A 25,568-nucleotide genomic window follows, 5' to 3' on the forward strand; every position below is an offset into this window, starting at 1 on the left:
ACGGGGGACAATTCGATGGCGTCTGACAGCACGGCCGTATCACAGACCACGCGCCCGACGCGGCGGCTTCCGCTCCAATGGGTCGGCATTGCGCCCTTCGCGGCCTTTACGCTGCTTTTCCTGATCCTCCCGACGATGAAGATCGTCGTTGGCGCGTTCCAGACCCCGGATGGCAGCTTCACGCTCGAAAACATTCAAGGCCTGTTCACGCCCTCCATCCTCGCCGCCTACTGGATCTCGATCAAGATCAGCCTGTCTTCAGCGCTGCTCGGCTGCCTGATCGGCTTCGGCATGGCGACCGCCGTCATTCTCGGCGGGCTGCCGCTGTGGATCCGCGGTCCGCTGCTGACCTTTTCCGGTGTCGCCTCCAATTTCGCCGGCGTGCCGCTCGCCTTCGCCTTCCTGGCGACGCTCGGTCCGATGGGCCTGGTGACCGTCTTCCTGCGCACGCAGATCGGCATCGACCTGCGCTCGCTTGGCTTCAACCTCCTATCCTTCTGGGGGCTGACGCTCACCTATCTGTTCTTCCAGATCCCGCTGATGGTGCTGATCATCACGCCGGCCATCGACGGCCTGAAGCGCGAATGGAAGGAAGCCGCCTCGATCCTCGGCGCCACCAACCTGCAATACTGGCGTTTGGTGGCCTTCCCGATCCTGCTGCCCTCCATCCTCGGCACGCTTGCGCTGCTGTTCGCAAATGCGTTCGGCGCCGTCGCAACCGCGATCGCGCTCACCGGCTCGTCGCTGAATATTGTGCCGATCCTGCTCTTTGCCCAGATTCGCGGCGACGTGCTGGGGAACCCGCACCTCGGATACGCGCTGGCCTTCGGCATGATCGTCGTCACCGGTGTCGCCAATGCGATCTATATCTGGCTGCGCGCCCGCAGCGAAAGGTGGCTGAAATGAAGAAGTTCTGGGCCTGGGGGGCCTTGGCATTCGGCCTCCTCTATTTCCTTTTGCCGCTCATCGGCATGACCAATTTCTCGCTGAAGATGCGGCGCGGCGAATATTCCTTCGACGCCTATGCCAAGGTTCTCGGCGATCCCCAGTTCCAGCAGACCTTCACCTATTCGGTGACCATGGCGCTGGTGACCATTATCTTCGGCGTCATCCTGGTGGTTCCGACCGCCTATTGGGTCCGCCTGCGCCTGCCGGGCCTGCGCCCCTATATCGAGTTCGTCACCCTGCTGCCGCTGGTCATTCCGGCAATCGTCATCGTCTTCGGCTATATCCGTCTCTACAACACGTCGAGCTGGCTGCCGCTGACGGGATCGTTGACAGGCACCAACCTCCTGCTGATGTTCGGCTATGCGACCCTTTCGCTGCCCTACATGTATCGGGCGGTCGACACCGGCCTGTCGTCGATCGACGTGCGCACGCTGACCGAAGCCGCGCAGAGCCTCGGCGCCGGCTGGACGCGCATCCTCTTTCGCATCATCCTGCCGAACGTGCTGATCGCCGTCCTGTCGGGCGCCTTCCTGACCTTCGCCATCGTCATTGGCGAGTTCACCATGGCGGCGCTGCTGAACCGGCCGGCCTTCGGCCCCTACATGCAGCTGCTCGGCGCCAATCGCGCCTATGAACCGGCGGCGCTGGCGGTTATCGCCTTCGGCATTACCTGGGGCTGCCTCGGGCTTATCCAGCTCGTCTCGCGCTTCCAGAAAACCACGCAACGCCCGGCCTGAGGATCAAATCCCATGACATTCCTGACCCTGACCAACATTCAGAAGTCCTTCGGGCCGGTCAAAGTCGTCCATGACTTCAACATGGCGATCAACAAGGGAGAATTCGTCTCCTTCCTTGGACCGTCCGGCTGCGGCAAGACCACCATCCTGCGCATGGTCGCGGGCTTCGAGACCCCGACCGGCGGGGCGATCGTCATCGACGGCCGCGACCAGTCGAACCTGAAGCCCAACCAGCGCAATATCGGCATGGTGTTCCAGGCCTATGCGCTGTTTCCCAACATGAACGTCTTCGACAATGTCGCCTTCGGCCTCAAGATCCACGGCATGCCCAAGGCCGACATCGAGAAGCGCGTCAAGGAAATGCTGGCGCTGATCAATCTCGATCATCTGGCCGAACGTTATCCCTACCAGCTGTCGGGCGGCCAGCAGCAGCGCGTGGCGCTGGCCCGCGCGCTTGCGCCGAAGCCGCAGGTCCTGCTGCTCGACGAGCCGCTCTCGGCGCTGGACGCCAAGATCCGCGTGTCGCTGCGCGAGGAAATCCGCCAGATCCAGCGGCAGCTCGGCATCACCACGATCTTCGTCACCCATGACCAGGAAGAGGCCCTGTCGATCTCCGACCGGGTCGTCGTGATGAATGCCGGCCGCGCCGACCAGATCGGCACGCCTTTCGAGATCTACAACAAGCCGTCGACCCGCTTCGTCGCCTCCTTCGTCGGCACGCTGAACCTGATCGAGGCGAAGGTCGTCAATCCGCAGGACAGCACCGTCGCCATCGGCGACCTGACGATCGCCATCAAGGAGAAGATCGACGCCCCGGCGGGCAGCACGGTCCAGCTCGCCATGCGCCCGGAAGCGGGCTCGATCATGGACGGCGCCAAGGGCGACACGACATTGCGCGGCGAGGTCGTCTCCAGCCATTTCCTCGGCTCGGTCATCCGCACCCGCATCAATGTCGCCGGAAACATCGTCTCCTTCGACATGTTCAACGATCCGAGCATTGCGCCGCCTTCGCTTGGCGACACCGTGGCGCTGAAGATCGATTCCGCCGATCTTCTGATCCTTCAGGCCTGACGCGCCGCGTCCTGACCGGACGCGCGCCACGCCCCTGCCGGCCCCACTGCGCTCATTCTGGCAGCGAAGTCTTTCGCACGCCTGAATTGTTTCGGACCAAGCCATTTTCTTTACAAAATCATGGAACCATAGGACGGAACAAATAGAAGCGTGAGGATCCTGCGCATGTGGAAGCATGACAGAGATGATCTGCCGGTGACGCCTTCCCGTTTCATGGACGAGTTCATGCGGCTCAAGCGCGGCTCGGTGAACCGCCGGCATTTCCTCGGCGTCACCGGTCTCGGCCTTGCCGCTGCTGTGATGGGCGCGGGTGGGCGGCCTTCATGGCGTGAGGCGAAAGCACAAGAGCTCGGCGACCATGTCCGGCTCAACTCCTGGCCAAACTACCATGATCCGGCGACCTTCGAAGCCTTCACTGCCGCAACCGGAATTACAGTCCACCTCACCGTCTCCAATTCCAACGAGGAGATGCTGAAGAAACTCCGCACCGGCGTGGCACACTGGGATCTTTTCGTCCCGACCAATTACGCGATTTCCACCTATGTCGAACTCGGACTGATCGACGAACTCGCGCTCGAGCGCTTCACCCATTACAGCGCGGCCAGCCAGAACCTGCTCTTCACCTGGGCCGGTCAGGTCTCCGGTCGGACCTATGCCGTACCGAAGAACTGGGGCACCACCGGCATGGCGACCAATACCGACCAGATCAGCGCGCCGATCGCAAGCTGGAAGGATTTTTTCGCTGTGGCTATGGCCGAGGCCAGCGGCCGCACAGTGGTGCACGACTACCAGTTGACGACGATCGGCAGCGCGCTGGTTTCGCTCGGCCACTCGTTCAATTCGGTCGATCCGACCGAACTGGCGGCGGCAGAAAAGCTGCTGCTTGCGGTCAAGCCCCACCTGCTGGCCGTCGACAGCGACTATCAGCCCGCCATGCGCGCCGGCGATGCCTGGCTCGCCATGTGCTGGGCCAGCGACGGCCAGCAATTGCACCGCGACTTGCCGGAGATCGAGTTCAGGCTCGGCAAGGACGGGGGCGAAATCTGGACGGACTACTTCGCCATCCCGAGCGCAGCGCGGAACAAGGCGGCCGCCTACGCCCTGGTAGACTTCATGATGGACCCGCAGATCGCGGTGAAGGAGCACATCGTCAACGGCGCGGCGACCACGGACAGCCGCGTTCTCGAACTTCTGCCGCGGGAGATCCGGACGAACAAGATCATCTATCCGGACAAGGCAGCCTTGACAGAGCTGGAGTTCGGAGCCGCCGTCACGCTGACCGACCCCGGCCGGGCGGAGCTGATGGCACGGTTCAAGGCCGCCTGAAGGGCACGATCGGGGGGAGGCCGCATCCCCGTTCATCCTCGACCGACAAGGCAAGCCCTTGTTAATCACATCTTGCTAAAATTAGGAAAATCCAGACGGGCCGGAGCCGATCCGCTCGCTGGCGCGGAGAGTTTTGCGATTCAGCATCAACGCCTTGCGGCCGGCGCCTGACTCAACTCGGCAACGACTTGAATCAACCTCTGAACAACATGAATCAAGACATTAGGTACGCCGGACCAGGGCCAAAACAACCGGACCCCTACCCCGAGACGTCCCAAAATTATCCGTCCATTCCAGCGCCTGAGCGCCCGTTGGGAATTGCCGTTCCAGCCACCCAACCCATGCAAGGCCGCCCTCCCCGCAAGACCCGGCACGGGCATGGTCGCCGAGCCGTACCCGTCACCCGCAACTTGACAGATCAGGAGCGAAACCGTACCGATCGGTAAACACAAGGACAAAAGGTACAGACAATGCAAGCCTTCCTCCGCCGCCATCAGCCGCCCGTTGCCGCCAGCCGCTGCCTCCTCTCCGGGATCGGCGGTCTCATCGCCATTGCCCTGGCCGGGGCGCTCAGCCACTATGCCGGCACGCCCTTCCTGATGGCGCCCTTCGGCGCCACCTGCGTCCTGATCTTTTCGGCGGCGGCCAGTCCCTTCTCCCAGCCTGCGAATGTCGTCGGCGGCCATCTGGTCTCGACGCTGATCGGCCTCGTCTTGCGGTCAGCCCTGCCCAACGAATGGTGGGCGGTCGCGCTGGCCGTCGGCCTGTCGATCGCCGCCATGTCGGCGCTGAGGATCACCCATCCGCCGGCCGGAGCCGATCCGATCGTCGTTTTCGCCGCCGATCCGGGCTTCGACTACCTGCTCTTCCCCGTGCTGTCCGGATCGCTGTGCCTCGTCGCGGTCGGCGCGCTGTTCCACCGCGTCACGCGCACGCTCTATCCGCTGAAGGCAGGTTGACCATGGCCCGCCTCGTCGCCGAACGCCATGACGTCATCCCGCAGCTCGCCGAAATCTTCCGCGAGCAGGGTTACGAAGGAACGAGCCTGAAAATCATCACGGAGCGGACCGGGCTTGGAAAGGGAAGCCTCTACCACTTCTTCCCCGGGGGGAAGCAGGAGATGGCGGAGGCCGTGCTCGACGACGTCGACGGGTGGTTCCGCATGCATATCTTCGCCCCCCTGCGCGAGACGAAGGATGCGAACGCGGCGATCGAGGCGATGTTCGCCAGCGTCGAGACCTATTTCCGTTCCGGCCACCGGGCCTGCCTGATGGGCGTCATCGCCTCGAGCGGCGCGATCGACATCTTTTCCGAGCGCGTCCAGGATTATTTTGCGGCATGGAAACGTGACCTCGCCGCCACCCTGGCGCGCGCCGGATTTGCCGGCGACGAAGCCGGCGCCCTCGCCGAAGAAGTCCTGGCCGGCATCCAGGGCGGACTGATCCTTGCCCGCGGCCTGGAGGACACGCCGGCCTTCACCCGCGTTCTGGAACGGTTGAAGGCCCGCTGCCGTCCGCCCCGGCCTCAATAGCCGCGAGGATTACACCGCCTCTTCGCCGGGGACCGCCGGCACATAGTTGAGCACCGGTCCCAGCCAGCGTTCGATCTCCCGGATCGTCATGCCCTTGCGGGCCGCATAGTCTTCCACCTGATCGCGCTCGACCTTGGCCACGCCGAAATAATAGCTGTCCGGGTGGCCGATATAGAGGCCGGATACGGACGAGCCGGGCCACATGGCATAGCTCTCGGTGAGCTTGACGCCGGTCGCCTTCTCCGCGTCCAGCAGGGCAAACAGCGTGGTCTTCTCGGTGTGGTCGGGCTGGGCCGGATAGCCCGGCGCCGGCCGGATGCCGGCATAGGCCTCGGCGGCCAGTTCGTCCGGCGTGAAGGCTTCAGCCGGCGCATAGCCCCAGAATTCGCGCCGCACCCGCTCGTGCATGCGCTCGGCAAAGGCCTCGGCGAAACGGTCGGCCAGCGCCTTCACCAGGATCGAGGAATAGTCGTCATTGGCCCGCTCGAACCGCTCGGCAATGGCGATCTCCTCGAAACCGGCCGTGACGACGAAACCGCCGACATAGTCCTCGACACCGCTCTCCTTTGGCGCAACGAAATCGGACAGCGCCACATTCGGCCGCCCGTCGCGCTTCGACAGCTGCTGGCGCAGGGTGAAGAACGTTGCCAGCTCCTCGCCGCGGCCTTCGTCGGCATAAAGCCGGATGTCGTCGCCCATCGCATTGGCCGGCCAGAAGCCGACCACCGCCCGCGGCCGGAACCATTTTTCCGCGATGATCTTGGACAGCATGGCCTGCGCGTCGGCAAAGAGCTGCCGTGCCGCCTCGCCCTGCTTCTCGTCCTCGAGGATCGCCGGATAGCGGCCCTTCAGCTCCCAGGTCTGGAAGAACGGCGTCCAGTCGATGTAGCGGGCAAGTTCTTCCAGATCATAGTCGTCGAAGACCTTGGTCCCGAGGAAGCTCGGCTTGACCGACCGATAGGTCGACCAGTCGAGCCTGACGGCGTTTTCCCGGGCCCGCGCCAATGGCAGGCGCTGCTTTTCGGCCTCGGCACGGGCATGGGCTTCGGCCACCTTGGCATATTCTGCGCGGATGCCATCGCTGTAAGCCTGCTTGCTGTCCGGCGACAGCAGCGCAGAGACGACGCCGACGGCGCGGCTGGCATCGGTCACATAGACCGCCTGGCCCGCCTTGTACTGCGGCGCCACCTTGACGGCCGTATGCACGCGGCTCGTCGTCGCCCCGCCGATCAGCAGCGGGATGGAAAAGCCCTGCCGCTCCATTTCGGCGGCGACATGCACCATTTCGTCGAGCGACGGCGTAATCAGGCCCGAGAGGCCGATGATGTCGACCTTCTGCTCGCGCGCCACCTCGAAGATCTTCGTGGCCGGCACCATGACGCCCAAGTCGATGATCTCGTAATTGTTGCAGGCGAGCACGACGCCGACGATGTTCTTGCCGATGTCATGCACGTCGCCCTTCACGGTCGCCATCAGCACCTTGCCGGCGGCTTCACGCTCACCGGTGCCACCATTGGCGCGCTTTTCCTCTTCCATGTAGGGCAGCAGAACCGCGACCGCCTGCTTCATCACGCGGGCGGACTTCACCACCTGCGGCAGGAACATCTTGCCGGCGCCAAAGAGGTCGCCGACCACGTTCATGCCGGCCATCAGCGGACCTTCGATCACATGCAGCGGACGATCGGCCTTGAGCCGCGCCTCCTCCGTGTCGGCCTCGATGAACTCGGTGATGCCGTTGACCAGGGCGTGCTCCAGCCGCTTCTCGACCGGAAGCTCACGCCAGCTCATGTCCTGCGTGCGGGCCTGTTTCTCGCCCGTGCCGCGATAGCGCTCGGCGATTTCCAGCAGCCGCTCGGTGCCGTCGGCGCGGCGGTTGAGCACCACGTCCTCGCAGGCCTCGCGCAATTCCGCATCGATGCTTTCATAGACCGCCAGCTGCCCTGCATTGACGATGCCCATGTCCATGCCCGCCTGGATGGCGTGGTAGAGGAACACGGCGTGCATCGCCTCGCGCACCGGCTCGTTGCCGCGGAACGAGAAGGACAGGTTGGAAACGCCCCCGGAAATATGCACCAGCGGCATCTTCTGGCGGATCGTGCGGGTCGCCTCGATGAAGTCGACGCCGTAATTGTTGTGCTCCTCGATCCCGGTCGCGACGGCAAAGACGTTGGGGTCGAAGATGATGTCTTCCGGGGCAAAGCCGGCTTGTTCCGTCAGCAGCGTGTAGGCCCGCTCGCAGATTTCGACCTTGCGATCATAGGTGTCGGCCTGGCCCTTTTCGTCGAAGGCCATCACGACCACGGCGGCACCGTAATTGCGGACGAGTCTGGCCTGCGCCACGAAGGCGTCTTCGCCCTCCTTCATCGAGATCGAGTTGACGATCGCCTTGCCCTGCACGCATTTGAGCCCCGCTTCAATGATCGGGAACTTCGAGCTGTCGATCATCACCGGCACGCGGGCAATGTCCGGCTCGGCGGCGATCAGGTTGAGGAATTCGACCATGGCCTTTTCCGAGTCGATCAGGCCTTCGTCCATGTTGATGTCGATGATCTGCGCGCCGTTCTCCACCTGGTCGCGGGCGACAACGAGGGCTGCCGAATAGTCTCCGGCGGTGATCAGCTTGCGGAACTTGGCCGAGCCGGTGACATTGGTGCGCTCGCCGACATTGACGAAGGGAATGTCCTTGGTGAGCACGAAGGGCTCCAGGCCCGACAGCGCCATGAACGGCCGGTGCTCGGCCGGACGACGCGGCGCCTTGCCGGCCACCGCCTCGGCGATCGCCCGGATATGCTCGGGCGTCGAGCCGCAGCAGCCGCCGACCACATTGACCAGTCCCTCCTCGGCAAAGCCTGAAATCTGGCGCGCCATGTCTTCCGGCGTTTCGTCATACTGGCCGAACTCGTTCGGCAGGCCGGCATTCGGATAGGCACAGATGAAGGTGTCGGCGGCGCCCGACAGTTCCTGCAGATGCGGCCGCATGGCATCGGCGCCGAGCGCGCAGTTGAGCCCGATCGTGAACGGGTTGGCGTGACGCACCGAGTACCAGAAGGCCGACGGGGTCTGACCCGACAACGTGCGGCCGGAGAGATCGGTGATCGTGCCGGAGATCATCACCGTCAAACGCACGCCCTTGGCAAGGAAGCGTTCTTCGCAAGCGAAGATCGCCGCCTTGGCGTTCAGCGTGTCGAAGATGGTCTCGATCAGGATGATGTCGGCACCGCCGTCGATCAGGCCGTCGATCTGCTCGCCATAGGCGATCCGCAGGTCGTCGAAGGATACGGCGCGGTATCCGGGATTGTTGACATCGGGCGAGATCGACGCGGTGCGATTGGTCGGGCCGATGGCGCCAGCGACGAAACGGCGCCGGCCATCCTCGCGCTCGGCCCGGATCGCGGCACGGCGCGCGACCAGCGCGCCGTCGCGGTTGAGGTCGTAGACCGCCTCTTCCATCTGGTAGTCGGCCTGGGCAATGCGGGTGGACGAAAACGTGTTGGTCTCGATAATGTCGGCACCGGCCATTGCATAACGGAAATGGATTTCCTCGATCGCGTCCGGCTGGCTGAGGATCAGCAGGTCGTTATTGCCCTGCTGATGGCAGGCGCAACCGATGAAGCGTTGCCCGCGAAAGGCCTCCTCGTTGAGGCCCAGCCCCTGGATCTGCGTGCCCATGGCGCCGTCGAGGATCAGGATGCGTTCGCTGGCCGCCTGGCGCAGCGCCCGCATGACCTCCGCCCCATCCCGCTTCGTGGCTTGCGAACCGAACAGCGTGTCGAGCATGGGCTACCCCTTCCTTACAAAAGACAATACCGGCAGATCACATAAAGATATGTTTATGTCAACATACGAATGGCGTTCTTCGTCTATTTACCCTTCGCGCCGCGACCAGTGGAGGAAGCCTCCAGCCGCGGTGACAAGCACGGCATTTGCCGGTAAGGAATTCAAACGATTAGATGCACGATGGGAGGAACGTCATGTCTGCGGTCACCACAACTTCGACCCTGGCAGAAAACTGGACCGGCCGACCCTACCACCGCAAATGGCTGCTGAACCAGGCAAACGGCCTGTTCGACTTCTTCCAGTATGGCAGTATCAATCCGAAAGGCGGCTTCTTCGACCTCTCCCGCGACGGCAAGCCGCTGAACGCGGACAATCCGGTACGCGGCATCCATGCCAGCGCCCGCATGGTGCATTGTTTCGCCATCGGCGACCTGCTCGGCCGGCCCGGCGCGGCCGATATCGTCGATCACGGCATGCAGTTCCTGTGGAACCGCCATCGCGACGAGACCCATGGCGGCTATTTCTGGCAGGTCGACGACCAAGGCGCAGCCGACGCCTCGAAGCAGGGCTACGGCCACGCCTTCGTCCTTTTGGCCGCCGCTTCCGCCAAGACCGTCGGCCATCCACTGGCCGACCGCATGCTGGCAGACATTACCGAGATCCTGGAGACCCGGTTCTGGGAAGATCGCCACGGCGCGATCGCCGAGGAGTTTTCGGCCGACTGGCAGCCCGTGCCCGGCTATCGCGGCCAGAACTCCAACATGCATTTGACCGAAGCGTTGATGGCGGCCTTCGAGGCGACCGGCGAAAGCCACTATCTCGACAAGGCGACGGGCATCGCCGACCTGCTGATCCGCCGCCGCGCTGCCGAACAGGGTTATCGCGTGCCGGAACATTTCGACGAGGACTGGACGCTCGACCGCATCTACTATCACCCCAACGAGATGTTCCGCCCGGCCGGCACGACGCCCGGCCACTGGCTGGAATGGGCCCGCCTGGTGCTGCAGCTCTGGGTGCTCGGCGGCAATAAGCACGACTGGATGCCGGAAGCGGCGCGCGGCCTGTTCTTCCAGTCGATGTCGCTCGGCTGGGACAAAGAAAGGGGCGGCTTCTTCTATACGCTCGACTGGGAAAACGTGCCCGACAAGACGATGAAACTCTGGTGGCCCTTGTGCGAGGGCGCTGCCGCCGCGCATTTCCTCAACCAGCACCTGCCCAGCGACTTCCACGAGGAAAGCTATCGCAAGATCTGGAGCTTCATCGCCAACAACAGCCTCGACCATGCCTTCGGCGGCTGGCACGAGGAACTGACCGAGGACCTAAAACCCTCCAATTCGCTTTTCCCCGGCAAGGGCGACATCTACCACGCCCTGCAGGCCTGCCTGATCCCGCTCTTTCCGGCCACCGGCAGCCTGACGCGCGTGATCGGCGAAACCGGCGGAGCGGTCTGACCGCCGCCTACTGCTTTGGCGGTTTTCCGTTCGAGCGGAAGGTCGCCGAGAACACCATGCCCTGCGGCGTCCTGCCCTTGCAGCGGACGGTCACGGGTCCCTTGGCGGGATCGCCATGGCTGCAGGCGCCGCTCGCCGACGCAACCATCGGCTTGGTCGCAGACGTCCCGTCATTGTAGATGACCCGGTCGAGCGCATAGGTGCTCCGGTCCCCGCCCTTGGCGAAACCGGAAAAGGTCAGCATCCTGTCCTTGGCGAGCAGGAAGTAGAAGCCCGTGCGTCCGTCCGCATAGCGCATGATGCCGACCTTCGGGCCGCAGCCCGCGGTGAGGTCGTCCTTGCCGGCAACGACCTCGAGGCATTGCCCCTCGAGCGCCTGGAAGCCGAGCACGGCCGGCCGTTCTGCGGCACCGGCGAGGCCGGGCGGCAAGTGGAACGCGAGCGCCAATCCGCTAATCAAGATGGTCTTCCGCATCAGCCTGCCCCTCCTCGTTGCGGTTTGAAACTTGCCTCGACACCCCGCGAACTTCAAGAGCCCCGGCGCCTCCTCTATTCCTGCCGCTGTTCGACCAGCGTCCCGTCGCTGATCACGTCGCTCGGATGCAGGATGACCTGGTCGCCCTCGGCCAGTCCGCCGATCAGTTCCGCCACCTCGTCGTTCATGTGACCGATCTCGACCGGAACCTGCTTCGCCCGGCCGTCACGGATGGCGAACAGACTCCACTGACGGCCGTCGCGGAACAGCGCGCTGATCGGCAGTTGCAGCGTCTCCTCGCTCTGCCAGAGCGTAAGGCGCGCATAGACCCGAAAACCGTGGCCGAGGCGCGGATCCTTGTCCTCCAGATCGAGCACCAGATTGACCCGCTGCTCCTCGATGCCAAGCGCCGAGACCTTGGTGAAACCGGCCGGATCGATGCGCCGGACCGTGGCCGAAAGCGCCCTGTCGCCGCCCCAGTCGAAGATCTCCGCCTTGGAACCGGGAGCGATACGAACCGCATCCGAGGACAACAGATCGACCGTCACCTCGAGATCCGCCGGATCGCCGATCTCGGCGATCTTGCTGCCGACCGCCACGGGTTGCTCGCTCTTGGCGAAGACCGACAGGATGACACCATCGACCGGTGCGGTCAGATAGACGCAACAGGCGCTCTCATCTCTCCTGTTCGGATCGCTCGGCGGAATGAGCCGCGCCTCGGCGCTGGCAAGCTCGGCCTTGCGCAACTCGATGGCGGCCTCGGCCGACCCGATCTGCGCCTCCAGAACCTCGACGTCGGTGCTGGCCTTCTGCAGCGTGCTTTGGGCGAGGAAATTGATCTTGGCGAGCGCCTGCGCCCGTTTCAGGTTGTCACGCGAGAACTGCAGGTCCGATTGCAGGCGCTTGAGATCGATCTCCGCCATCGAGACCGCAGCCCGCGACGCATCTCGCGCCGCCACGAGTTCGGCCTGGCTGCGGCTGTCGATCAGCGGCGGATCGAGCGGATGGATCGCCGCCACCACCGTCACGTCCGCCTTCACCGCATCCCCCTCATCAAGCACGGTGCGCGCCAGATGCCCGGCAATCGGCGAGGATACCGCGTAGACCTCCCTCACCCGCGTCACGCCCTCTTGCGACACCGTGACCCGCATCGGACCGCGCGTCACCATGCCGGCATCGACCAGTTGCGGCTTCTCCCGGAGCGCATAGGCAAAGCCGGCGACGATCGCTCCGATCGCGACGGCTCCTATGATACGCTTGATCCACTTTCCCTGCATGGGGCTACTCCCTCGATTTCAGAACCGCGATGAGGTCGAGTTCATCGATACGCCGGCGCACGATCAGCGCCGAGGCAAGCGACGCCCCGAGAACCACAAGGCTCGCAATGGCAAATGTCGATGCGTTGATGAAGAACGGTATGCGGAAGAGATCGCTCTCGATCCCCTCCACCACCAGCCTGGCAAAGCCGTAGCCGAGCAGCCAGCCGAGCGGCTGGGCGGCGAGGATGACCACCGCAAGTTCGGTCATCAACACGCTGGAGACTTCCGCCGGCGTAAAGCCGAGCACCCGCAGGCTCGCAAGCTCGCGCGCGCGCTCCGAGAGCTGGATACGCGCCGAATTGTAGATCAGGCCGAAGGCGACAATGACGGCCAGCGTCGTATAGACGATCTGGATCATCACGATGTTCTCCTCGATGGTCGCCCGGAAGCGCTCGCGCGACAGCCCGATCAGCATGACGAAGGCCAGCGCGGGTGTATTCTTGATTTCGGCAAAGAGGGCACCCTTCTCCAGAGCGTCGAGCGAGACGCGCGCACCGGAGATGCGCCGGCCGTCGCCGACCAGCCGGTGCAGCGCCTCGATATGCATGTAGGCGTCGATGCCGACCAGGCTCTGGCTAATGCCGGTTACCGGAACCCTGATCCTGCGGTGGTCGCGTTCGACCAGCTCGACCTCGACGCTGTCGCCGACCCTGACGCCGAGCGCCTCGGCGACGCGCCCGATCAGCAGGATGCCGCTCGGCGGCGGCGGAATGGGCCGCATGTCGGCATCCATGATGCGTCCGAGATCGGTGTCGCTGCCGACACCGAAGATCGTCAGGTCCTTCTCGTTGTGGCGGTTGCGCAGCGTCACCGAAATGGCGCGAAACGGCTCTGCCCGCATCACGCCCGGCAATTGCCGCACGGAATCGACGGCCGCCATCGGCCTGTCCTGATCGAAATAGAGGCTCGCATCCTGCCGCTCCATGCGGAAGAAAATCTCGTCGACCATGTAGCCGATGGCATCCGCCGAAAACATCGAGACCACCAGCAGCGCGACGGAAAATGACACGCCGAGCGAGGTGAGGAACGAGCGGACCGGGGCTCTGATGATCTGCCTGAAGGCCATGATGGTCAGTTGCGACAGGAAGGACGGCCCGCGCCCGTGCCCTTTGAACAACGCGCGGAAGCGCAGCGGCGCCGGCGGCTGCATGGCAACGGCAGCCGGCAGCACCACGACAGCCCAGATCGCCCGGATCGCGCCGGCAAAGGCGGCCGCGACGCAGATCCCCGCCGAGATCGCATAAAGATCGAAACTCTCGCGGAAGATCAGGAACGGGAATGAGAAGAAGCGCGCATAGAGCCTGGTCATTTCGCGCCCGGTCCAGTTTCCCGCCAGAAAGCCGATCGCCACGCCGATCAGCGCAATGACGATCGTCAGTTTGAGATAGTGCCAGGCCACCTCGGTCTCGCGATAGCCGAGCGCCTTCAACAGGCCGATCTGCTCGCGCTCCAGCGTGATCAGTCGTGTGAGGATCATGTTGACCAGGAAGGCCGCGACGAACAGGAAGATCGGCGGAATGACCGCCGCCATTGCCCTGAGCTCATCGAGTTCGTTGGCGAGGAAGGTGTCGGAGATCTGGTCTTCGCGCCCATAGGCGCCGCGTCCACCATATTGTTCGAGCAGGTCGTCGATGGCGGCCGTGGTGACGTCGAGGTTCGTGCCGCGCAGTGTCGAGAGCACGACATTGTTGAAGGCGTCGCCCATGTCGAAAATGCCTTCGAGGGCCTTGCGCGACATGTAGAAGACGCCGAAGCGCCGCGGATCCGGGACCATGTCGCCAGGGCCGATCGTATAGATGTATTCCGGCGACAGCACGATGCCGGTGACGGTCAGCACCTGCTTGCGACCGTTCATCACGGCGGCAAACCGGCTGCCCTCGCGAAGCCGATGCGCCTTGGCGAAGCTGTCGAGCACCGCCGCTTCGTTGACGCGGCCGGGTTCAGGCAGCCGGCCGCTGCGGATATAGAGGCGATTGACGCCCGGCTGGCCGGCGTCAGGCAGGGACACGGCCACGCCGGTGGCCGGCTCGACCATGCCCTCGATGTCGAGCAGCACATATTTGACGATGCGAAGCTCCAACCCGCCAATCCCCTCGATCGACGCGATCCGGTCGCGCAGGTGCAACGGGGCCCGGTTGGCCTCGGCGAAGAGATTGGCAAAGCGATAACGTTCGTAGAAGACGTCGCGCGTCTCCTCGAGCGACCGGTAGGAGCCGATGGCGATGATGATCGTCGCAACGCCGCAGGCCATGACCAGCGCTACGGCGAGCACCTGGGCCCAGAGCCTCAGCAGGTCGCGGTAGAGCTTGCGGTCGAGCATCGACATGGCGCTACCAGCTCACGGCGGAGGGCGGCAACCGCACCGCATTGGTCGAGGATTCCTCGATCCGGCCGTCGCGGAAGGAGAAGACGCGGTGGGAAATCTGACGGATGGCGGCATTGTGGGTGATGATCGCCATGGTCGTGTTGAACTCGGCATTGACGCGGCACAGCACGTCGAGCACGAGAACGCCGGTCTTGGAATCGAGCGCCCCGGTCGGCTCGTCGCAAAGCAGCACGTCCGGCCGCTTGACGATGGCGCGGGCAATCGCCACGCGCTGCTGCTCGCCGCCGGAAAGTTGCGCCGGGAAATGATCCATACGGTCCTTCAGCCCGACCATTTCCAACGCCTCGCCGGGGTCCATGGGATTACTGGCGATTTCCGTGACGAGTGCGACATTCTCATAGGCCGTGAGGCTCGGGATGAGATTGTAGAACTGGAAGACGAAGCCGATATGGTCGCGGCGGAACTGCGTGAGCTGTCGCTCGCTGAAGGCGGTCAGCTCATGGTCGGCGCAGCGAACGCTTCCCGCCGTCGCCCGGTCGAGCCCGCCCATGATGTTGAGCAGGGTCGACTTGCCGCTGCCCGAGGGGCCGAGCAGCACGGCCATCTCGCCGCGCTCGAGGCTCAGATCGACGCCACGCAGCGCCCAGACCTCGACATCGCCGGTGCGATAGGTCTTTGTCACGCCCTGAACCTGGAAAAGAGGCTCTGCCATCCTGCACCCTTGTTGAACTCGGTCGACGATAGAGTATGGCGCAGGGTCGGGCTTTGACCATTGTCAAAGGGCGCAAGCCCGCAAGCCCTGCTATCCGGGAACGTCGCGGGATATGTCGATGCGGCCGGCGAGGCGGAACGTGAGCCCGCTCGGCTCGAAGCCCATGCGCCCCTCGCCGGAGAAGATCGCCGAGATGATCCGCTCGGTCAGGCGTGAGCCGAAGCCGCGGCGCTCGGGCGCCGTCACCGGCGGACCGCCGCGCTCGACCCAGTCGAAGGAAAACGCTCCGTCTTCGCCCAACGACCAGCTGATCTCGATCTGCCCTTCCGGCTGCGACAGGGCACCGTATTTGGTCGCGTTGGTCGCCAGTTCGTGAATGGCGAGCGAAAGCCCCAGCGCCTGCTGCGCCGTCAGGTAGATCGGCACGCCGGAAATCACGAAACGGTCGTCGCGGTCGCGATGCGGAACGAGCGCCGCCCTGACGATTTCCTCGAAGCCCGCAGCCGTGCGCAGCGAGCCGGTGAGAATATCCTGCGCCTTGGACAGGGCGCCGATGCGCGCGGTCACTGTGGCGATCGCATCAGCGATCGATTCCGCCCCGCGCAAGCTCTGTGTCACGATCGATTGCGTCATCGCCAGGGTGTTCTTCATGCGATGGGCAAGCTCCTGGTTCAGGAGCTTCAGTTCGCTCTCATGGCGCGCGCGCTCACGAATATGCTCCTGCGCCCGCTCGTAGGCCACCTGCAAAGCCTCACGGTCGGCCACCGCCCGGGTGGTTTCGGTCACGATGTTCAGCAGGCCTTCGATGGCGCCGTCATCGCCGTAAAGCGGGCTGTAGGAAAAGGTCCAGTAGGTCTCTTCCGGATAGCCGTTGCGCAGCATGGTGAGCGGCATGTCCTCCATCCAGGTCGCTTCGCCGGACAGCGCGCTGCGGACGAAGGGCAGCATGTCGTCCCACACATCCGCCCAGACCTCCTTGAACGGCCGGCCGAGCGCCTTGCCGGCACGCTGGCCGAGCATCGGCACATAGGCGTCGTTGTAGAACTTCAGCAGCTCGGGGCCCCACCAGAAGCACATCGGCTGTTTGGAGGAAAGCACGAGGCTGACCGTGGTCTTCAGCGAGATGGGCCACCCCTCGATAGGACCGAGGCTGGTCGCGCCCCAGTCGAAGCGGCGGATCTCCTCGCCGCTCGCGCCGCAGCCTTTGAGGAAATCGCCGGACGGAAGCATCCGGGGTGATGTCGGCCAGGCCTCGCTCGCATCCGAATACGCCATACAGCCGAGCTCCAATCCTATTGATGCAATTATTTCAGAACGGGACAGGCGTTGCAATTGGCGCTAGACTGAACCTGCAAGGGAACAATGTTCCTTGCCGAAGCCTTTGGTGGATCTCAGCCTGTTGCCCTCGGAGGGATTATGAAGCCCATTTTGTTTGCCGCCGTCCTGCTTGCCGCCCCGACCCTCGCCCATGCTCAATCGCCCGGTCTCGAAGACACCTGCGCCCTTGTTGCGCGCAACTTCGAGATGGTCAAGTCGGTCAAGGTGGGCATCGTGCAGTCCTTTCCGGAACTGAAGCCGCCGGGCGTTCGCATGACCTATTCGACGAAGATGGACGCCGCGGAGATGGACATCCGCGATACGATCGAATGCCAGTTCGAAACGGCATCCGCCCCCTTCAAGCTCGTCAAGTTCTGCCTGGGCAGCACCTGCTATTCGGCCGACGAGAAGAATGCCGATCGCCTGCGGCGTTTCGAGGAAGCTCAGTCGCTGCTCGCCAAGCCGAACTGAGGCGCAACGGCTGCAAACCGCCATCGGCCTTGCGGCCGGTGGCCATGACGTGATGCTCTAGTCGCGCCAGGCGTTCATTTCCGCCTCGGAAAAGACCTTCTTGCGGCTTCGGTTCCACGTCACGCCGCGCTTGGCGATGCGGGCCGGCACGCCGACGATGACGACCCCTTCCTCGTCGAAGACCCCGTTCACGAAGGCCATGGCGCCGACGATGCTGTCCGCCGCAATGCTCGACCCCTTGTTGATGACGGCGCCGACGCCCACCCACACATGATCGCCGATGGTGATCGATGCAGGCGTGTTGAGACGTTTGCCGGTCTGGCGGTCGATCACCGAATGCGCATCGGTCGTGCGGATCTCGATGTCACGCGAGAGCATGCACCAGCGTCCGATCCTGACGCTGGCTCCCTCCTGGCACAAAATGTAGACGCTGTTGCTGGTCGAATGGTCGCCGAACACCACGGTCTGGCCGTGGTCCTTGACGACGATCTTTCCCCGGAAGTGGCAGTTGTCGCCGATCACCACGGTGTTGCGCGTGCCCTGGATCTCGATCGAACCGTCGAAACGGGTTCCGCTGCCGATCGTGACCGTATTGCCGGTTCCCCGCTTGACGACCACATGCCCCTTGAGCCCGGTGGCACCCTTGTCCTCGAAACTGTTGCCCTCCGGCATGTCGAGCAGGAAGAACCAGCGCGCCCGGATATAGCGAACGACCCACGAGACATACGACAGCTTCATCTATCCCCTCCCCGACGGCCGCTCGTTCGGCCTATTCTTCCCGCATGGCGCGGGCGGCATGGTCGGTAATCGGTTTCAGGAGCCAGGACAGCACGTTGCGTTCGCCGGTGCGCACGAAGGCCTCCGCCGGCATGCCGGGCACCAGTTCCAGGCCGGCATGCCCGGCGACATCCGCCTTGTCGACGGCGATATCAGCCCGGTAGAAGGCCGCGCCGGTGCGTTCGTCGACTTCCAGGTCCGCCGAGATACGGATCAGCTTGCCGTCGAACTCCGGCGTCGTGTTGCGATTGAAGGCCGTGAACCGCACCGTGGCCGGCTGGCCGACGAGCAACTGGTCGACATCGTCCGGCCGCACCTGCGCCTGCACCACCAGGTCGGCCTCGCGCGGCACGATCTCCATCAGCGCCTCGGCCGGCGATACGACGCCGCCGGTGGTGTGGACCATGAGCTTGTGGACGACGCCTGCGACCGGAGCGCGGATGTCGACCCGCTGCAGGTCCTCGATCAGCGCGATTTCCTCGCTGCGCATCTCCCCCTCCCGGGTCTCCAGGTCGCGCAGTTCGGTCGACACCTCGGCCCGCATGGCCTGGTCGATCTGGATCTTCTGCAGGCCGATCTCCTCGATGCGCGCCTTGGTCGCCGCGATTTGCGCCTTGAGCTGGCCGAACTCGCCGTTCAGCCGCACGGCCTCGCGCTTCAGCGCCAGAACCTGGCTGAGCGAGGTCAGGTTCTTGGCGTAGAGCACATCCTGGGCCACAGCCTCCTCGGCAATGAGGGCGATTTCGTCCTCCTTTGCCTTGACCTGCACGGCAAGCCCTGCGACCTGCTCGTCAAGCTGCGTCACCTGGCCATCGAGGCGTTCCTTCTGCCCCTGGCGCTCGGCGAGCCGGTCGGCGAACAGCCGCCGCTCGGCCTGCATGATCGCGTCACGGCCCTCCGGCGGCAGGCGCTCGGCAAGGGCTGATGGAACATCGACCTGGCGCGCATCGCCGAGCTCGGCGAGCAGGCGTGCCTTGCGGGCATAGAGCTGGTCGAGCGCCGCCTTGGTGGCGTCGAGCTTGGCGCGCGTCACCGTGTCGTCGAGCTTGATGAGGATCTGCCCTGCCTCGACCGCGCGCCCCTCGGCCACCAGCAATTCGCCGACCACGCCGCCCTTGGGATGCTGGACTTTCTTCACGCTGCCCTCGACCACCAGGAAACCGGAGGCGATCACCGCGCCGGACAGGCTTGTGGTCATGGCCCACCCGCCGGCTGCGGCGAGGAACAGCACGGTCGCCAAGAGGCCGGCAACGAGGTGACGGTCGAGCGACCGGCCAAGGAACGTCTGGCGCGGGACGGGCATCATACCTGACCCTCGTTCTCGATCACGGTGAGCGCAGGTGCCGACGCTGGCCGCTGGGGCGTCTGGGGCGTCTGGCGCGCCTGCGCCAAGGCCTTGAGGATCTCGTCGCGCGGCCCGAAGGCCTTGACGGCCCCCTGGTCCATGATCAGCAGACGGTCGAGCACGGCAAGCACGCTGTCGCGATGGGCAACGACGACGGCGATGCCGCCGCGGGCCTTGACGCCGCGCAACGCCGCGGCAAGCGCCTGCTCGCCCTCGGCGTCGAGGTTGGAATTGGGCTCGTCGAGCACGACGAGGAACGGGTCACCATAGAGGGCGCGAGCGAGCGCGGCACGCTGGCGCTGGCCGGCGGAAAGGGTCTCGCCACCGGCACCGAGCCGGGTCTCGTAACCTTCGGGCAGGCCGACGATCATCTCATGGGCGCCCGCCGCCTTTGCAGCCGCGACGATCGCCGCATGGTCCGCATCGCGGTCGAGCCGGGCGATATTCTCGGCGATCGTGCCGGTGAAGAAGTCCGACTGCTGCGGCATGTAGCCGACATGCCGGCTGCGCGCTTCGGCCGACCACTGGTCGAGGCTCGCCCCGTCGAGACAGACCTTGCCGCGCAGCACAGGCCAGGCGCCGGTGAGGGCCCGCACCAGCGAGGATTTGCCCGACGCGCTCGGACCGATGATGCCGAGCACCGTTCCCGCCTCCAGGCGGAAGCTGACATTCTGCACCGTGATCCTTTGCGCGCCCCCGGGCGGCCCGACATAGACCCCTTCGATGCTGAGGCTGCGGCTCGGGGCCGGAAGTGCGGTGCGTGCCTCCTCCGCCGGGAACGCGGCAAAGGCCCGGTTGAGGCGCTTCCACGCCTGCTGCGCCGACAACAGCCCGCGCCAGTTGGCGACCAGCTGCTCGACCGGCGCCAGCGCCCGCGCGACGATGATCGACCCGGCGATGATGGCGCCGCCGCTCAGACTTCCCTCGACCACGAGATAGGCGCCGAGCCCGAGCGAGGCCGACTGCACCACCTGGCGGATCGTCTTGGAAAGGCCGGAATAGAGCCCGGCAATGTCGCCCGTGCGGCGCTGTGCTTCCGAGGCGGCGTCGGCCGTTTCGTTCCAGCGGGCGGCGGCCCTCGAATGCATGCCGAGCGCAACCAGGATCTCGGCATTGCGGCTGGCATCCTCGCCGACCGCATTGCGGTTGGAAAGCTGGGCCGCCTGTTCCGAGGTCGGCTTGCGGGTCTGCCAGCTGGCGGCGAAGTTGAGCAGCAGGAGCAGGACGAGCGTGCCCGTCGCCAGCCAGCCGATGGCCGGATGCAGGAAGAAGCAGGCGACCAGATAGACCGGCAGCCACGGCAGGTCGAAGAAGGTGACAGGGCCCGGCCCGGCCAGGAACAGGCGGATCTGGTCGAGATCCTGGGCAGGTTTCAGAATGTCGCCGCCGAGCTTCAGTTTGAGCGGCCCACCGGCGATGACGGCAAAGACCCGCTCGGTCAGGCTCGAATCGACAATGCCGGCGAACCGCGCGAGAATCCGCGTGCGCAGCACGTCGAGCAGGCCGGAAAAGACGAACAGCAAAAGGGCGAACACGGAAAGGACAACGAGAGTCGGCACGCTCTTCGACGGAATGACCCGATCATAGACCTGCAGCATGAAGAACGGGCCCGTCAGACCCAGCACGTTGAGCACCAGGCTGATGATGGCCGTACCGATTAGCGCTCGGCGCATGGAAACTCCGTGGTTCAAGGCGGACCGCCACATCCGACGAACCACCGACCTTAGTCAATCCCATGTTGGTGCGTCAGGCGATTTTTTGCAACATTGGCCGGGTGGGCGGGGATGGCGCAGGTGGCAGGCGCGTTGGGACTCTGGACGCCGACAAAGTAGGTACATGGGATGCCTGTTGCCAAACTCTCTGGAGTGCGGGCATCGACCCTCTGGTGTGAGAGAATTGCCTCCCGACACTGGGCTACCTCAGCCCGGTGGAATTCGAAACAAGGTGGGATTGGCCTAACTCGGTGTCCGCAAAACCGGCAGCAGGCCAGAACGCGATGTCGCGATAGCAAGGCACCGCTCCAACGCTGAGGGCAAACAGAAAGAATATGTTTGCCGATCAGCTCGCGTTTTAGTCCAACGACGGCGACACGATAGATGGCCCAGAAAACCTTCGCTCAACCGTCGAAGCGCGTGATCTCAAGCTCCTTACTGGCCCTTACGGGTTCCAGATCGCCCTAGCCCGAAAGTGCGGATTGGGGCGCACTCCGCGTCGGTTAAACGCTCTTTGTCAGCGACTCCGCCCGTCTTGGCACAATTTCTGTGAATGACGTTGCCAATTTGCACAACCAAAGCCTGATTCGGTTGACGAAACTTCGGGCCTCGCGTGATCTATCGTTCATTCGATCCAAGGAGAAATTTATGGCATCGCATCCGTATATCTCTGGCCCGGGTAACATCACACAGATGATTAGTTTCCTGCGGAAGAATTTCCCTGCAACGGTCTCTTCGGAGACCGTTAAAAAATACCAGATTGCTTCGAACAACGAGAGCTATGTCATCAACGCCCTGCAGTTTCTCGGGATCATAGACGAAGAGGGAAAGCGTACAGACAAGGGACACGAAGTCTTGCTGTTGCCTCAGGGCGAATTCGAAAAGGCGTTCGCATCTCTGGTCCGCGAGGCATATACCGACCTTTTCGAAATTAGGGGTGAAGACGCCTGGACTTTAACCAAAGCCGAACTGACTGCGTATTTCCGCACAAACGACAAAACCAGCGAAGTCATCGGCGGCAGGCAGGCCGGCGTCTTTATGGCGTTCAGCGCATTGGCAGGAAACGAACAGCAGGCAACATCCACCAAACCCCGAGCATCGACATCCAATGGCAACTCGAAAGCGGCGAAAGCGAAACCCGCAAAGGCAAAACAAGCCGACACCGTCGTTGAGCCTGCTACCGCCTCCGTGCCGGTTCAAACGTCATCGAGACGAGACATGGCTTTGACGGTGCGGATAGAAATCAACCTGCCCGCCGAAGGCTCGCAGGAGACCTACGACAACATCTTCAAGAGCATCAAGGCCAACCTGATCGATGTTTAAGAACCTTACCCGGTTCGAGCGGATCGCCAGAGCGTCGCGTAACGTCGGGAAAGCGCGCCCATCGTCAGCACCTGTTGCCCATCCTTTCGACGAACGGAACATCCATCCCGCCATCGCCAAAGTGTCGAAGGCTCTTTTCGACGACGGCCACTATTCGCAGGCGACCTTCGAAGCCTTCAAGTTCCTCGATGCGCTCGTGAAAGAGCTTTCTGGCGTCAACGATAGCGGCCACGGGCTGATGATGAACGCGTTCGGAGATAGAAGCACGAAGATCAAGCTGACGGACATGGTTACTCAAAGCGAGCAGGACGAACAGAGCGGCTACAAGTTCATATTCGCCGGGTCAATGTCAGCAATTCGAAATCCGAGAGGACATGAGATAATTCATGATTCCATTGATCGATGCCTCGACCACCTGTCGATGGCATCGACATTGCTACGGCGGATCGAAGATAGAAAATACCCCTGAGCTCAAAGTTGATCGACGGGGCCCGCACGCCAATATCAACGATGTGAAGTCTTCAATCACGGAGAACCAAGACTTATCTGGCGACGAGTCAGCAATTGCGTGGCGACAGCGCGGGAATATCGCGCAACGAACACATAGACTCCAAAGCGATGCCGGGATCGGCATTGTATTTTATGCAAGAGAATCAACAGTCTTCAGCGCAATCGGATTGACCAAAAAGTCAGTGATGCTGACGAACTAAACGAAATGGTGGGCCCGGAGGGACTCGAACCCCCAACCAAGCGGTTATGAGCCGCCGGCTCTAACCATTGAGCTACAGGCCCAGCCCGGCGTCTGGCGCCGCAGGCGGCGGGCAATGGCACCCGGCACCTTGGCTGACGCTCTAGCCGAATTCGCCACAGGCGACAAGTCTCCGCCGCAATGGCTTCACAATCGCCCGTCATCAAGGCAAGTGTAAGGGACGCCAATTCGAGGAGACCATGATGAACCATCTGAAGACAACGAGGCTCGCGCTTGCCGCCACCCTCTCCTGCGCAATTCTCCTGCCGCTCTCCGCGCTCGCCGCGGAACCGGAAATCCGCGAGGCCACCATCATCGTCTCGGGCGAGGGAGACGCGGCGATCGCGCCCGACATGGCGGTGCTCAGCCTCAGCGTCGTGCGCGAGGCCGAAACGGCGGCTGAAGCGTTGAAGGCCAACAGCCAGGCCATGGCCGAGGTCATTGCCGATCTGAAAGCCAAGTCGATTGCCGATCGCGACATCCAGACCTCGGCCTTCTCCGTCGATCCGCTCTACCGCCAGGACAAGGCCGACGACGACGGCTACGAAGCGCCGGTGATCGTCGGCTACCGGGTCACCAACGGGCTGACGCTGCGCGTCCGCGACCTCACCATGCTCGGCGGGCTGATCGATGCGGCCGTCAAGCTCGGCGTCAACCAGGGCGGCGGGATCACCTTTACCAACGACAATCCGGATGCGGCGATCACCGAGGCCCGCAAGAAGGCCGTGGCCGAAGCCATGGAGAAGGCGAAGGTGCTGACCGAGGCTGCCGGCGTCAAGCTCGGCCGCGTCATCGAGATCAGCGAGAACTTCGCCCGCCCGATGCCGCAGCCGATGTATCGCGCGGCCATGGCCAAGGAGATGGCCGACGCTGCCCCGATCGCCGCCGGCGAGAACGAATATACGGTGACCGTCAACATCACCTATGCCATCGCGCAATAGCCGGGACGTTTCGCCCGCCGGGCATCTGCCGGGCGGGCGGGCGCTCGTCCACATGAGGTGAAACGCGGAAGGCCCGCCAAACGGCGGGCCTTCCTCGTTCCGACGGGCGGAGACGATCAGTAGGTGATGACGGGGCAGCCGCGGACATTGGCGAAGACCATGCGGTCGAACTCGCCGTGGCGGAAGCCGGCAACGACGATCCGGCGCGGCGTTACATTGTGGACGCGGGCGCGGCGCAGGCCGCTCCAGCGGGCCTCTTCCACCGCGCGGCGCGGCGAGCAGCCTTCGGGGCGGTGGCGGCGCGGCTGATAACCCCAGCCCGGGCGGTGACCGTAGCGGTCGTCGCGATCATAGCCGGGTTCGCCGCCGCCGATATAGATGCCCCAGCCGAAGTCGGAGCCGGCCGCGGCGGTCGACACGGTGCCGACGGTGGAAGCGAAGGTGACGAGGGCAACAAGGCCCAATTTTGTGAGCATGCCGGTCATGGGGTTCTCTCCTTTAGCTGTCCGGCCTTGGCCGGGGTGACGCTCCCGCTTTCCTCAGCGATTGGGAAGAGAATGCCTCAGCCGGCCTGAATGCGATCCGAACTGCTTATTCAGCGATCGTTCATGCAAGGATCACTGGCGCCGCGTCAGCCGGCGATGTGCAGGACGACCTCGCGCCGTTGCGGCAGATCCCGATGCTCGAACAGATAGAGCCCCTGCCAGGTGCCGAGCAGCAGGCGCCCGGCGGAAAACGGAATGCCGATCGACACCTGCGTCAGCGCCGCCTTGATATGCGCCGGCATGTCGTCCGGTCCCTCCTGCCGGTGCTCGATCCAGTCCATCGCCGGGTCGGAGGAAGGCGGCACCATGCGGCGGAAGAAGGCCTTGAGATCGCGCTGGACCGACGGATCGGCGTTTTCCTGGACCAGCAGCGAACAGGAGGTATGGCGCACGAAGACCGTCAGCAGCCCCTCCTCCGCTTCCTCGGCCGCGAGGAAAGCCACCGCCTCATGGGTGAACTCGTGGAGCCCCTGCCCTTCGGTCCGAACTATTACCCGCCGCAGGGCCATGCACTCCTCCCTCGTCCTTTGCCGACGCCCTGTCCGGCAGGCTGTAGATGGGTCTGATCCGACCGAGGTCAAGCCAAACCGGGATACGTCAGCCGAGTGCGAGGATCTCGTTGCTTCCCCGCACATCAGAAAATACCAGAAATGCAGACCTATATTGATTTTCGTCATATGAGCACGCGCTCATTGCAGAAATGACCATGCAGCGAA

The 25,568-nt window shown here is 63.8% G+C and carries 22 protein-coding genes and 1 tRNA gene; 11 read left to right on the forward strand and 12 right to left on the reverse strand.

What is annotated here, in order from left to right:
* The first annotated feature begins 15 nt into the window (after positions 1-15).
* From L867_RS0103540 to L867_RS0103565, 6 genes are all read left to right on the forward strand, one after another.
* Positions 16-906: an ABC transporter permease gene (locus L867_RS0103540; RefSeq protein ID WP_028735602.1), complete on the forward strand. Its 891-nt coding sequence runs from the start codon at positions 16-18 to the stop codon at positions 904-906.
* Positions 903-1,685: an ABC transporter permease gene (locus L867_RS0103545; protein ID WP_028735603.1), complete on the forward strand. Its 783-nt coding sequence runs from the start codon at positions 903-905 to the stop codon at positions 1,683-1,685. Before L867_RS0103540 ends, L867_RS0103545 begins: the two co-directional genes overlap by 4 nt.
* Before the next feature lie 12 nt (positions 1,686-1,697).
* Complete coding sequence (locus L867_RS0103550; RefSeq protein ID WP_028735604.1) at positions 1,698-2,756, forward strand: ABC transporter ATP-binding protein; 1,059 nt, start codon at positions 1,698-1,700, stop codon at positions 2,754-2,756.
* A 165-nt stretch (positions 2,757-2,921) separates the two neighbouring features.
* Positions 2,922-4,082: a polyamine ABC transporter substrate-binding protein gene (locus tag L867_RS0103555; protein WP_028735605.1), complete on the forward strand. Its 1,161-nt coding sequence runs from the start codon at positions 2,922-2,924 to the stop codon at positions 4,080-4,082.
* A 470-nt stretch (positions 4,083-4,552) separates the two neighbouring features.
* Positions 4,553-5,041 (forward strand): HPP family protein, encoded by a 489-nt coding sequence (locus L867_RS0103560; RefSeq protein WP_028735606.1) that lies wholly within the window; start codon positions 4,553-4,555, stop codon positions 5,039-5,041.
* Between the two features lie 2 nt (positions 5,042-5,043).
* Positions 5,044-5,613: a TetR/AcrR family transcriptional regulator gene (locus tag L867_RS0103565; RefSeq protein ID WP_028735607.1), complete on the forward strand. Its 570-nt coding sequence runs from the start codon at positions 5,044-5,046 to the stop codon at positions 5,611-5,613.
* Positions 5,614-5,622: 9 nt separating this feature from the next.
* On the opposite strand, the gene metH is transcribed toward L867_RS0103565, so the two are convergent.
* Positions 5,623-9,390: a methionine synthase gene (metH, locus tag L867_RS0103570; RefSeq protein ID WP_028735608.1), complete on the reverse strand. Its 3,768-nt coding sequence runs from the start codon at positions 9,388-9,390 to the stop codon at positions 5,623-5,625.
* Between the two features lie 194 nt (positions 9,391-9,584).
* On the opposite strand from metH, the gene L867_RS0103575 reads away from it, so the two are divergent.
* Positions 9,585-10,841 carry an AGE family epimerase/isomerase gene (locus L867_RS0103575; RefSeq protein WP_037172375.1) on the forward strand — a complete coding sequence of 419 codons (1,257 nt, stop codon included), beginning with the start codon at positions 9,585-9,587 and terminating at the stop codon, positions 10,839-10,841.
* A 7-nt stretch (positions 10,842-10,848) separates the two neighbouring features.
* Here L867_RS0103575 and L867_RS0103580 read toward each other — a convergent pair whose 3' ends face one another.
* The 5 genes from L867_RS0103580 to L867_RS0103600 all read right to left on the reverse strand — a co-directional run bounded on the left by L867_RS0103580 (position 10,849) and on the right by L867_RS0103600 (position 16,948).
* A complete protein-coding gene (locus tag L867_RS0103580) occupies positions 10,849-11,316 on the reverse strand; it encodes a hypothetical protein (RefSeq protein WP_028735610.1) in 468 nt (155 codons plus the stop codon).
* 74 nt (positions 11,317-11,390) lie between these two features.
* Positions 11,391-12,593, reverse strand: coding sequence for an efflux RND transporter periplasmic adaptor subunit (locus tag L867_RS0103585; RefSeq protein WP_028735611.1), 1,203 nt, complete (start codon positions 12,591-12,593; stop codon positions 11,391-11,393).
* Between the two features lie 4 nt (positions 12,594-12,597).
* Positions 12,598-14,961: an ABC transporter permease gene (locus L867_RS0103590; RefSeq protein WP_028735612.1), complete on the reverse strand. Its 2,364-nt coding sequence runs from the start codon at positions 14,959-14,961 to the stop codon at positions 12,598-12,600.
* A gap of 4 nt (positions 14,962-14,965) precedes the next feature.
* Positions 14,966-15,673 carry an ABC transporter ATP-binding protein gene (locus L867_RS0103595; RefSeq protein WP_028735613.1) on the reverse strand — a complete coding sequence of 236 codons (708 nt, stop codon included), beginning with the start codon at positions 15,671-15,673 and terminating at the stop codon, positions 14,966-14,968.
* A gap of 90 nt (positions 15,674-15,763) precedes the next feature.
* Positions 15,764-16,948, reverse strand: a complete 1,185-nt coding sequence (locus L867_RS0103600) for a PAS domain-containing sensor histidine kinase (protein ID WP_232363869.1) — start codon at positions 16,946-16,948, stop codon at positions 15,764-15,766.
* Between the two features lie 141 nt (positions 16,949-17,089).
* Here L867_RS0103600 and L867_RS0103605 point away from each other — a divergent pair, with 141 nt between their 5' ends.
* Entirely contained in the window at positions 17,090-17,461 is a 372-nt protein-coding gene (locus tag L867_RS0103605; RefSeq protein WP_028735615.1) for a hypothetical protein, read from the forward strand.
* A gap of 57 nt (positions 17,462-17,518) precedes the next feature.
* Here L867_RS0103605 and L867_RS26305 read toward each other — a convergent pair whose 3' ends face one another.
* Genes L867_RS26305 through L867_RS0103620 form a run of 3 tightly spaced genes read right to left on the reverse strand, consistent with a single transcriptional unit; the run spans position 17,519 to position 21,256 of the window.
* A complete protein-coding gene (locus tag L867_RS26305; RefSeq protein ID WP_051438790.1) occupies positions 17,519-18,199 on the reverse strand; it encodes an acyltransferase in 681 nt (226 codons plus the stop codon).
* A gap of 31 nt (positions 18,200-18,230) precedes the next feature.
* Positions 18,231-19,544 carry an HlyD family type I secretion periplasmic adaptor subunit gene (locus L867_RS0103615; RefSeq protein WP_210163629.1) on the reverse strand — a complete coding sequence of 438 codons (1,314 nt, stop codon included), beginning with the start codon at positions 19,542-19,544 and terminating at the stop codon, positions 18,231-18,233.
* Positions 19,541-21,256, reverse strand: a complete 1,716-nt coding sequence (locus L867_RS0103620) for a type I secretion system permease/ATPase (RefSeq protein ID WP_104368012.1) — start codon at positions 21,254-21,256, stop codon at positions 19,541-19,543. Before L867_RS0103620 ends, L867_RS0103615 begins: the two co-directional genes overlap by 4 nt.
* Positions 21,257-21,943: 687 nt before the next feature.
* Here L867_RS0103620 and L867_RS0103625 point away from each other — a divergent pair.
* Together L867_RS0103625 and L867_RS0103630 are read left to right on the forward strand one after the other, a co-directional pair.
* Positions 21,944-22,618: a DUF5343 domain-containing protein gene (locus L867_RS0103625; RefSeq protein WP_028735618.1), complete on the forward strand. Its 675-nt coding sequence runs from the start codon at positions 21,944-21,946 to the stop codon at positions 22,616-22,618.
* The gene (locus tag L867_RS0103630) at positions 22,611-23,087 is read left to right on the forward strand and encodes a TIGR02391 family protein (RefSeq protein WP_028735619.1); all 477 of its coding nucleotides are present in this window, start codon (positions 22,611-22,613) and stop codon (positions 23,085-23,087) included. The genes L867_RS0103625 and L867_RS0103630 overlap by 8 nt, the downstream gene beginning before the upstream one ends.
* Positions 23,088-23,334: 247 nt before the next feature.
* Here the strand turns inward: L867_RS0103630 and L867_RS0103635 are convergent.
* A tRNA-Ile gene (locus L867_RS0103635) sits at positions 23,335-23,410 on the reverse strand.
* A gap of 156 nt (positions 23,411-23,566) precedes the next feature.
* Between L867_RS0103635 and L867_RS0103640 the strand changes: the two genes are divergently transcribed.
* A complete protein-coding gene (locus L867_RS0103640) occupies positions 23,567-24,307 on the forward strand; it encodes an SIMPL domain-containing protein (protein WP_037172383.1) in 741 nt (246 codons plus the stop codon).
* Positions 24,308-24,423: 116 nt separating this feature from the next.
* On the opposite strand, the gene L867_RS0103645 is transcribed toward L867_RS0103640, so the two are convergent.
* Together L867_RS0103645 and L867_RS0103650 are read right to left on the reverse strand one after the other, a co-directional pair.
* Positions 24,424-24,792 (reverse strand): hypothetical protein, encoded by a 369-nt coding sequence (locus tag L867_RS0103645; protein ID WP_028735621.1) that lies wholly within the window; start codon positions 24,790-24,792, stop codon positions 24,424-24,426.
* A gap of 146 nt (positions 24,793-24,938) precedes the next feature.
* The gene (locus L867_RS0103650; RefSeq protein ID WP_028735622.1) at positions 24,939-25,361 is read right to left on the reverse strand and encodes a secondary thiamine-phosphate synthase enzyme YjbQ; all 423 of its coding nucleotides are present in this window, start codon (positions 25,359-25,361) and stop codon (positions 24,939-24,941) included.
* Positions 25,362-25,568: the final 207 nt, after the last annotated feature.

Source organism: Paenirhizobium selenitireducens ATCC BAA-1503 (assembly GCF_000518785.1).
In the GTDB taxonomy this organism is placed as follows: domain Bacteria; phylum Pseudomonadota; class Alphaproteobacteria; order Rhizobiales; family Rhizobiaceae; genus Allorhizobium; species Allorhizobium selenitireducens.

Coding starts and splice junctions, on each gene's coding strand:
- L867_RS0103540 (WP_028735602.1), top strand. CDS start 16: ATGGCGTCTGACAGCACGGCCGTATCACAGACCACGCGCCCGACGCGG.
- L867_RS0103545 (WP_028735603.1), top strand. CDS start 903: ATGAAGAAGTTCTGGGCCTGGGGGGCCTTGGCATTCGGCCTCCTCTAT.
- L867_RS0103550 (WP_028735604.1), top strand. CDS start 1,698: ATGACATTCCTGACCCTGACCAACATTCAGAAGTCCTTCGGGCCGGTC.
- L867_RS0103555 (WP_028735605.1), top strand. CDS start 2,922: ATGTGGAAGCATGACAGAGATGATCTGCCGGTGACGCCTTCCCGTTTC.
- L867_RS0103560 (WP_028735606.1), top strand. CDS start 4,553: ATGCAAGCCTTCCTCCGCCGCCATCAGCCGCCCGTTGCCGCCAGCCGC.
- L867_RS0103565 (WP_028735607.1), top strand. CDS start 5,044: ATGGCCCGCCTCGTCGCCGAACGCCATGACGTCATCCCGCAGCTCGCC.
- metH (WP_028735608.1), bottom strand. CDS start 9,390: ATGCTCGACACGCTGTTCGGTTCGCAAGCCACGAAGCGGGATGGGGCG.
- L867_RS0103575 (WP_037172375.1), top strand. CDS start 9,585: ATGTCTGCGGTCACCACAACTTCGACCCTGGCAGAAAACTGGACCGGC.
- L867_RS0103580 (WP_028735610.1), bottom strand. CDS start 11,316: ATGCGGAAGACCATCTTGATTAGCGGATTGGCGCTCGCGTTCCACTTG.
- L867_RS0103585 (WP_028735611.1), bottom strand. CDS start 12,593: ATGCAGGGAAAGTGGATCAAGCGTATCATAGGAGCCGTCGCGATCGGA.
- L867_RS0103590 (WP_028735612.1), bottom strand. CDS start 14,961: ATGTCGATGCTCGACCGCAAGCTCTACCGCGACCTGCTGAGGCTCTGG.
- L867_RS0103595 (WP_028735613.1), bottom strand. CDS start 15,673: ATGGCAGAGCCTCTTTTCCAGGTTCAGGGCGTGACAAAGACCTATCGC.
- L867_RS0103600 (WP_232363869.1), bottom strand. CDS start 16,948: ATGGCGTATTCGGATGCGAGCGAGGCCTGGCCGACATCACCCCGGATG.
- L867_RS0103605 (WP_028735615.1), top strand. CDS start 17,090: ATGAAGCCCATTTTGTTTGCCGCCGTCCTGCTTGCCGCCCCGACCCTC.
- L867_RS26305 (WP_051438790.1), bottom strand. CDS start 18,199: ATGAAGCTGTCGTATGTCTCGTGGGTCGTTCGCTATATCCGGGCGCGC.
- L867_RS0103615 (WP_210163629.1), bottom strand. CDS start 19,544: ATGATGCCCGTCCCGCGCCAGACGTTCCTTGGCCGGTCGCTCGACCGT.
- L867_RS0103620 (WP_104368012.1), bottom strand. CDS start 21,256: ATGCGCCGAGCGCTAATCGGTACGGCCATCATCAGCCTGGTGCTCAAC.
- L867_RS0103625 (WP_028735618.1), top strand. CDS start 21,944: ATGGCATCGCATCCGTATATCTCTGGCCCGGGTAACATCACACAGATG.
- L867_RS0103630 (WP_028735619.1), top strand. CDS start 22,611: ATGTTTAAGAACCTTACCCGGTTCGAGCGGATCGCCAGAGCGTCGCGT.
- L867_RS0103640 (WP_037172383.1), top strand. CDS start 23,567: ATGATGAACCATCTGAAGACAACGAGGCTCGCGCTTGCCGCCACCCTC.
- L867_RS0103645 (WP_028735621.1), bottom strand. CDS start 24,792: ATGACCGGCATGCTCACAAAATTGGGCCTTGTTGCCCTCGTCACCTTC.
- L867_RS0103650 (WP_028735622.1), bottom strand. CDS start 25,361: ATGGCCCTGCGGCGGGTAATAGTTCGGACCGAAGGGCAGGGGCTCCAC.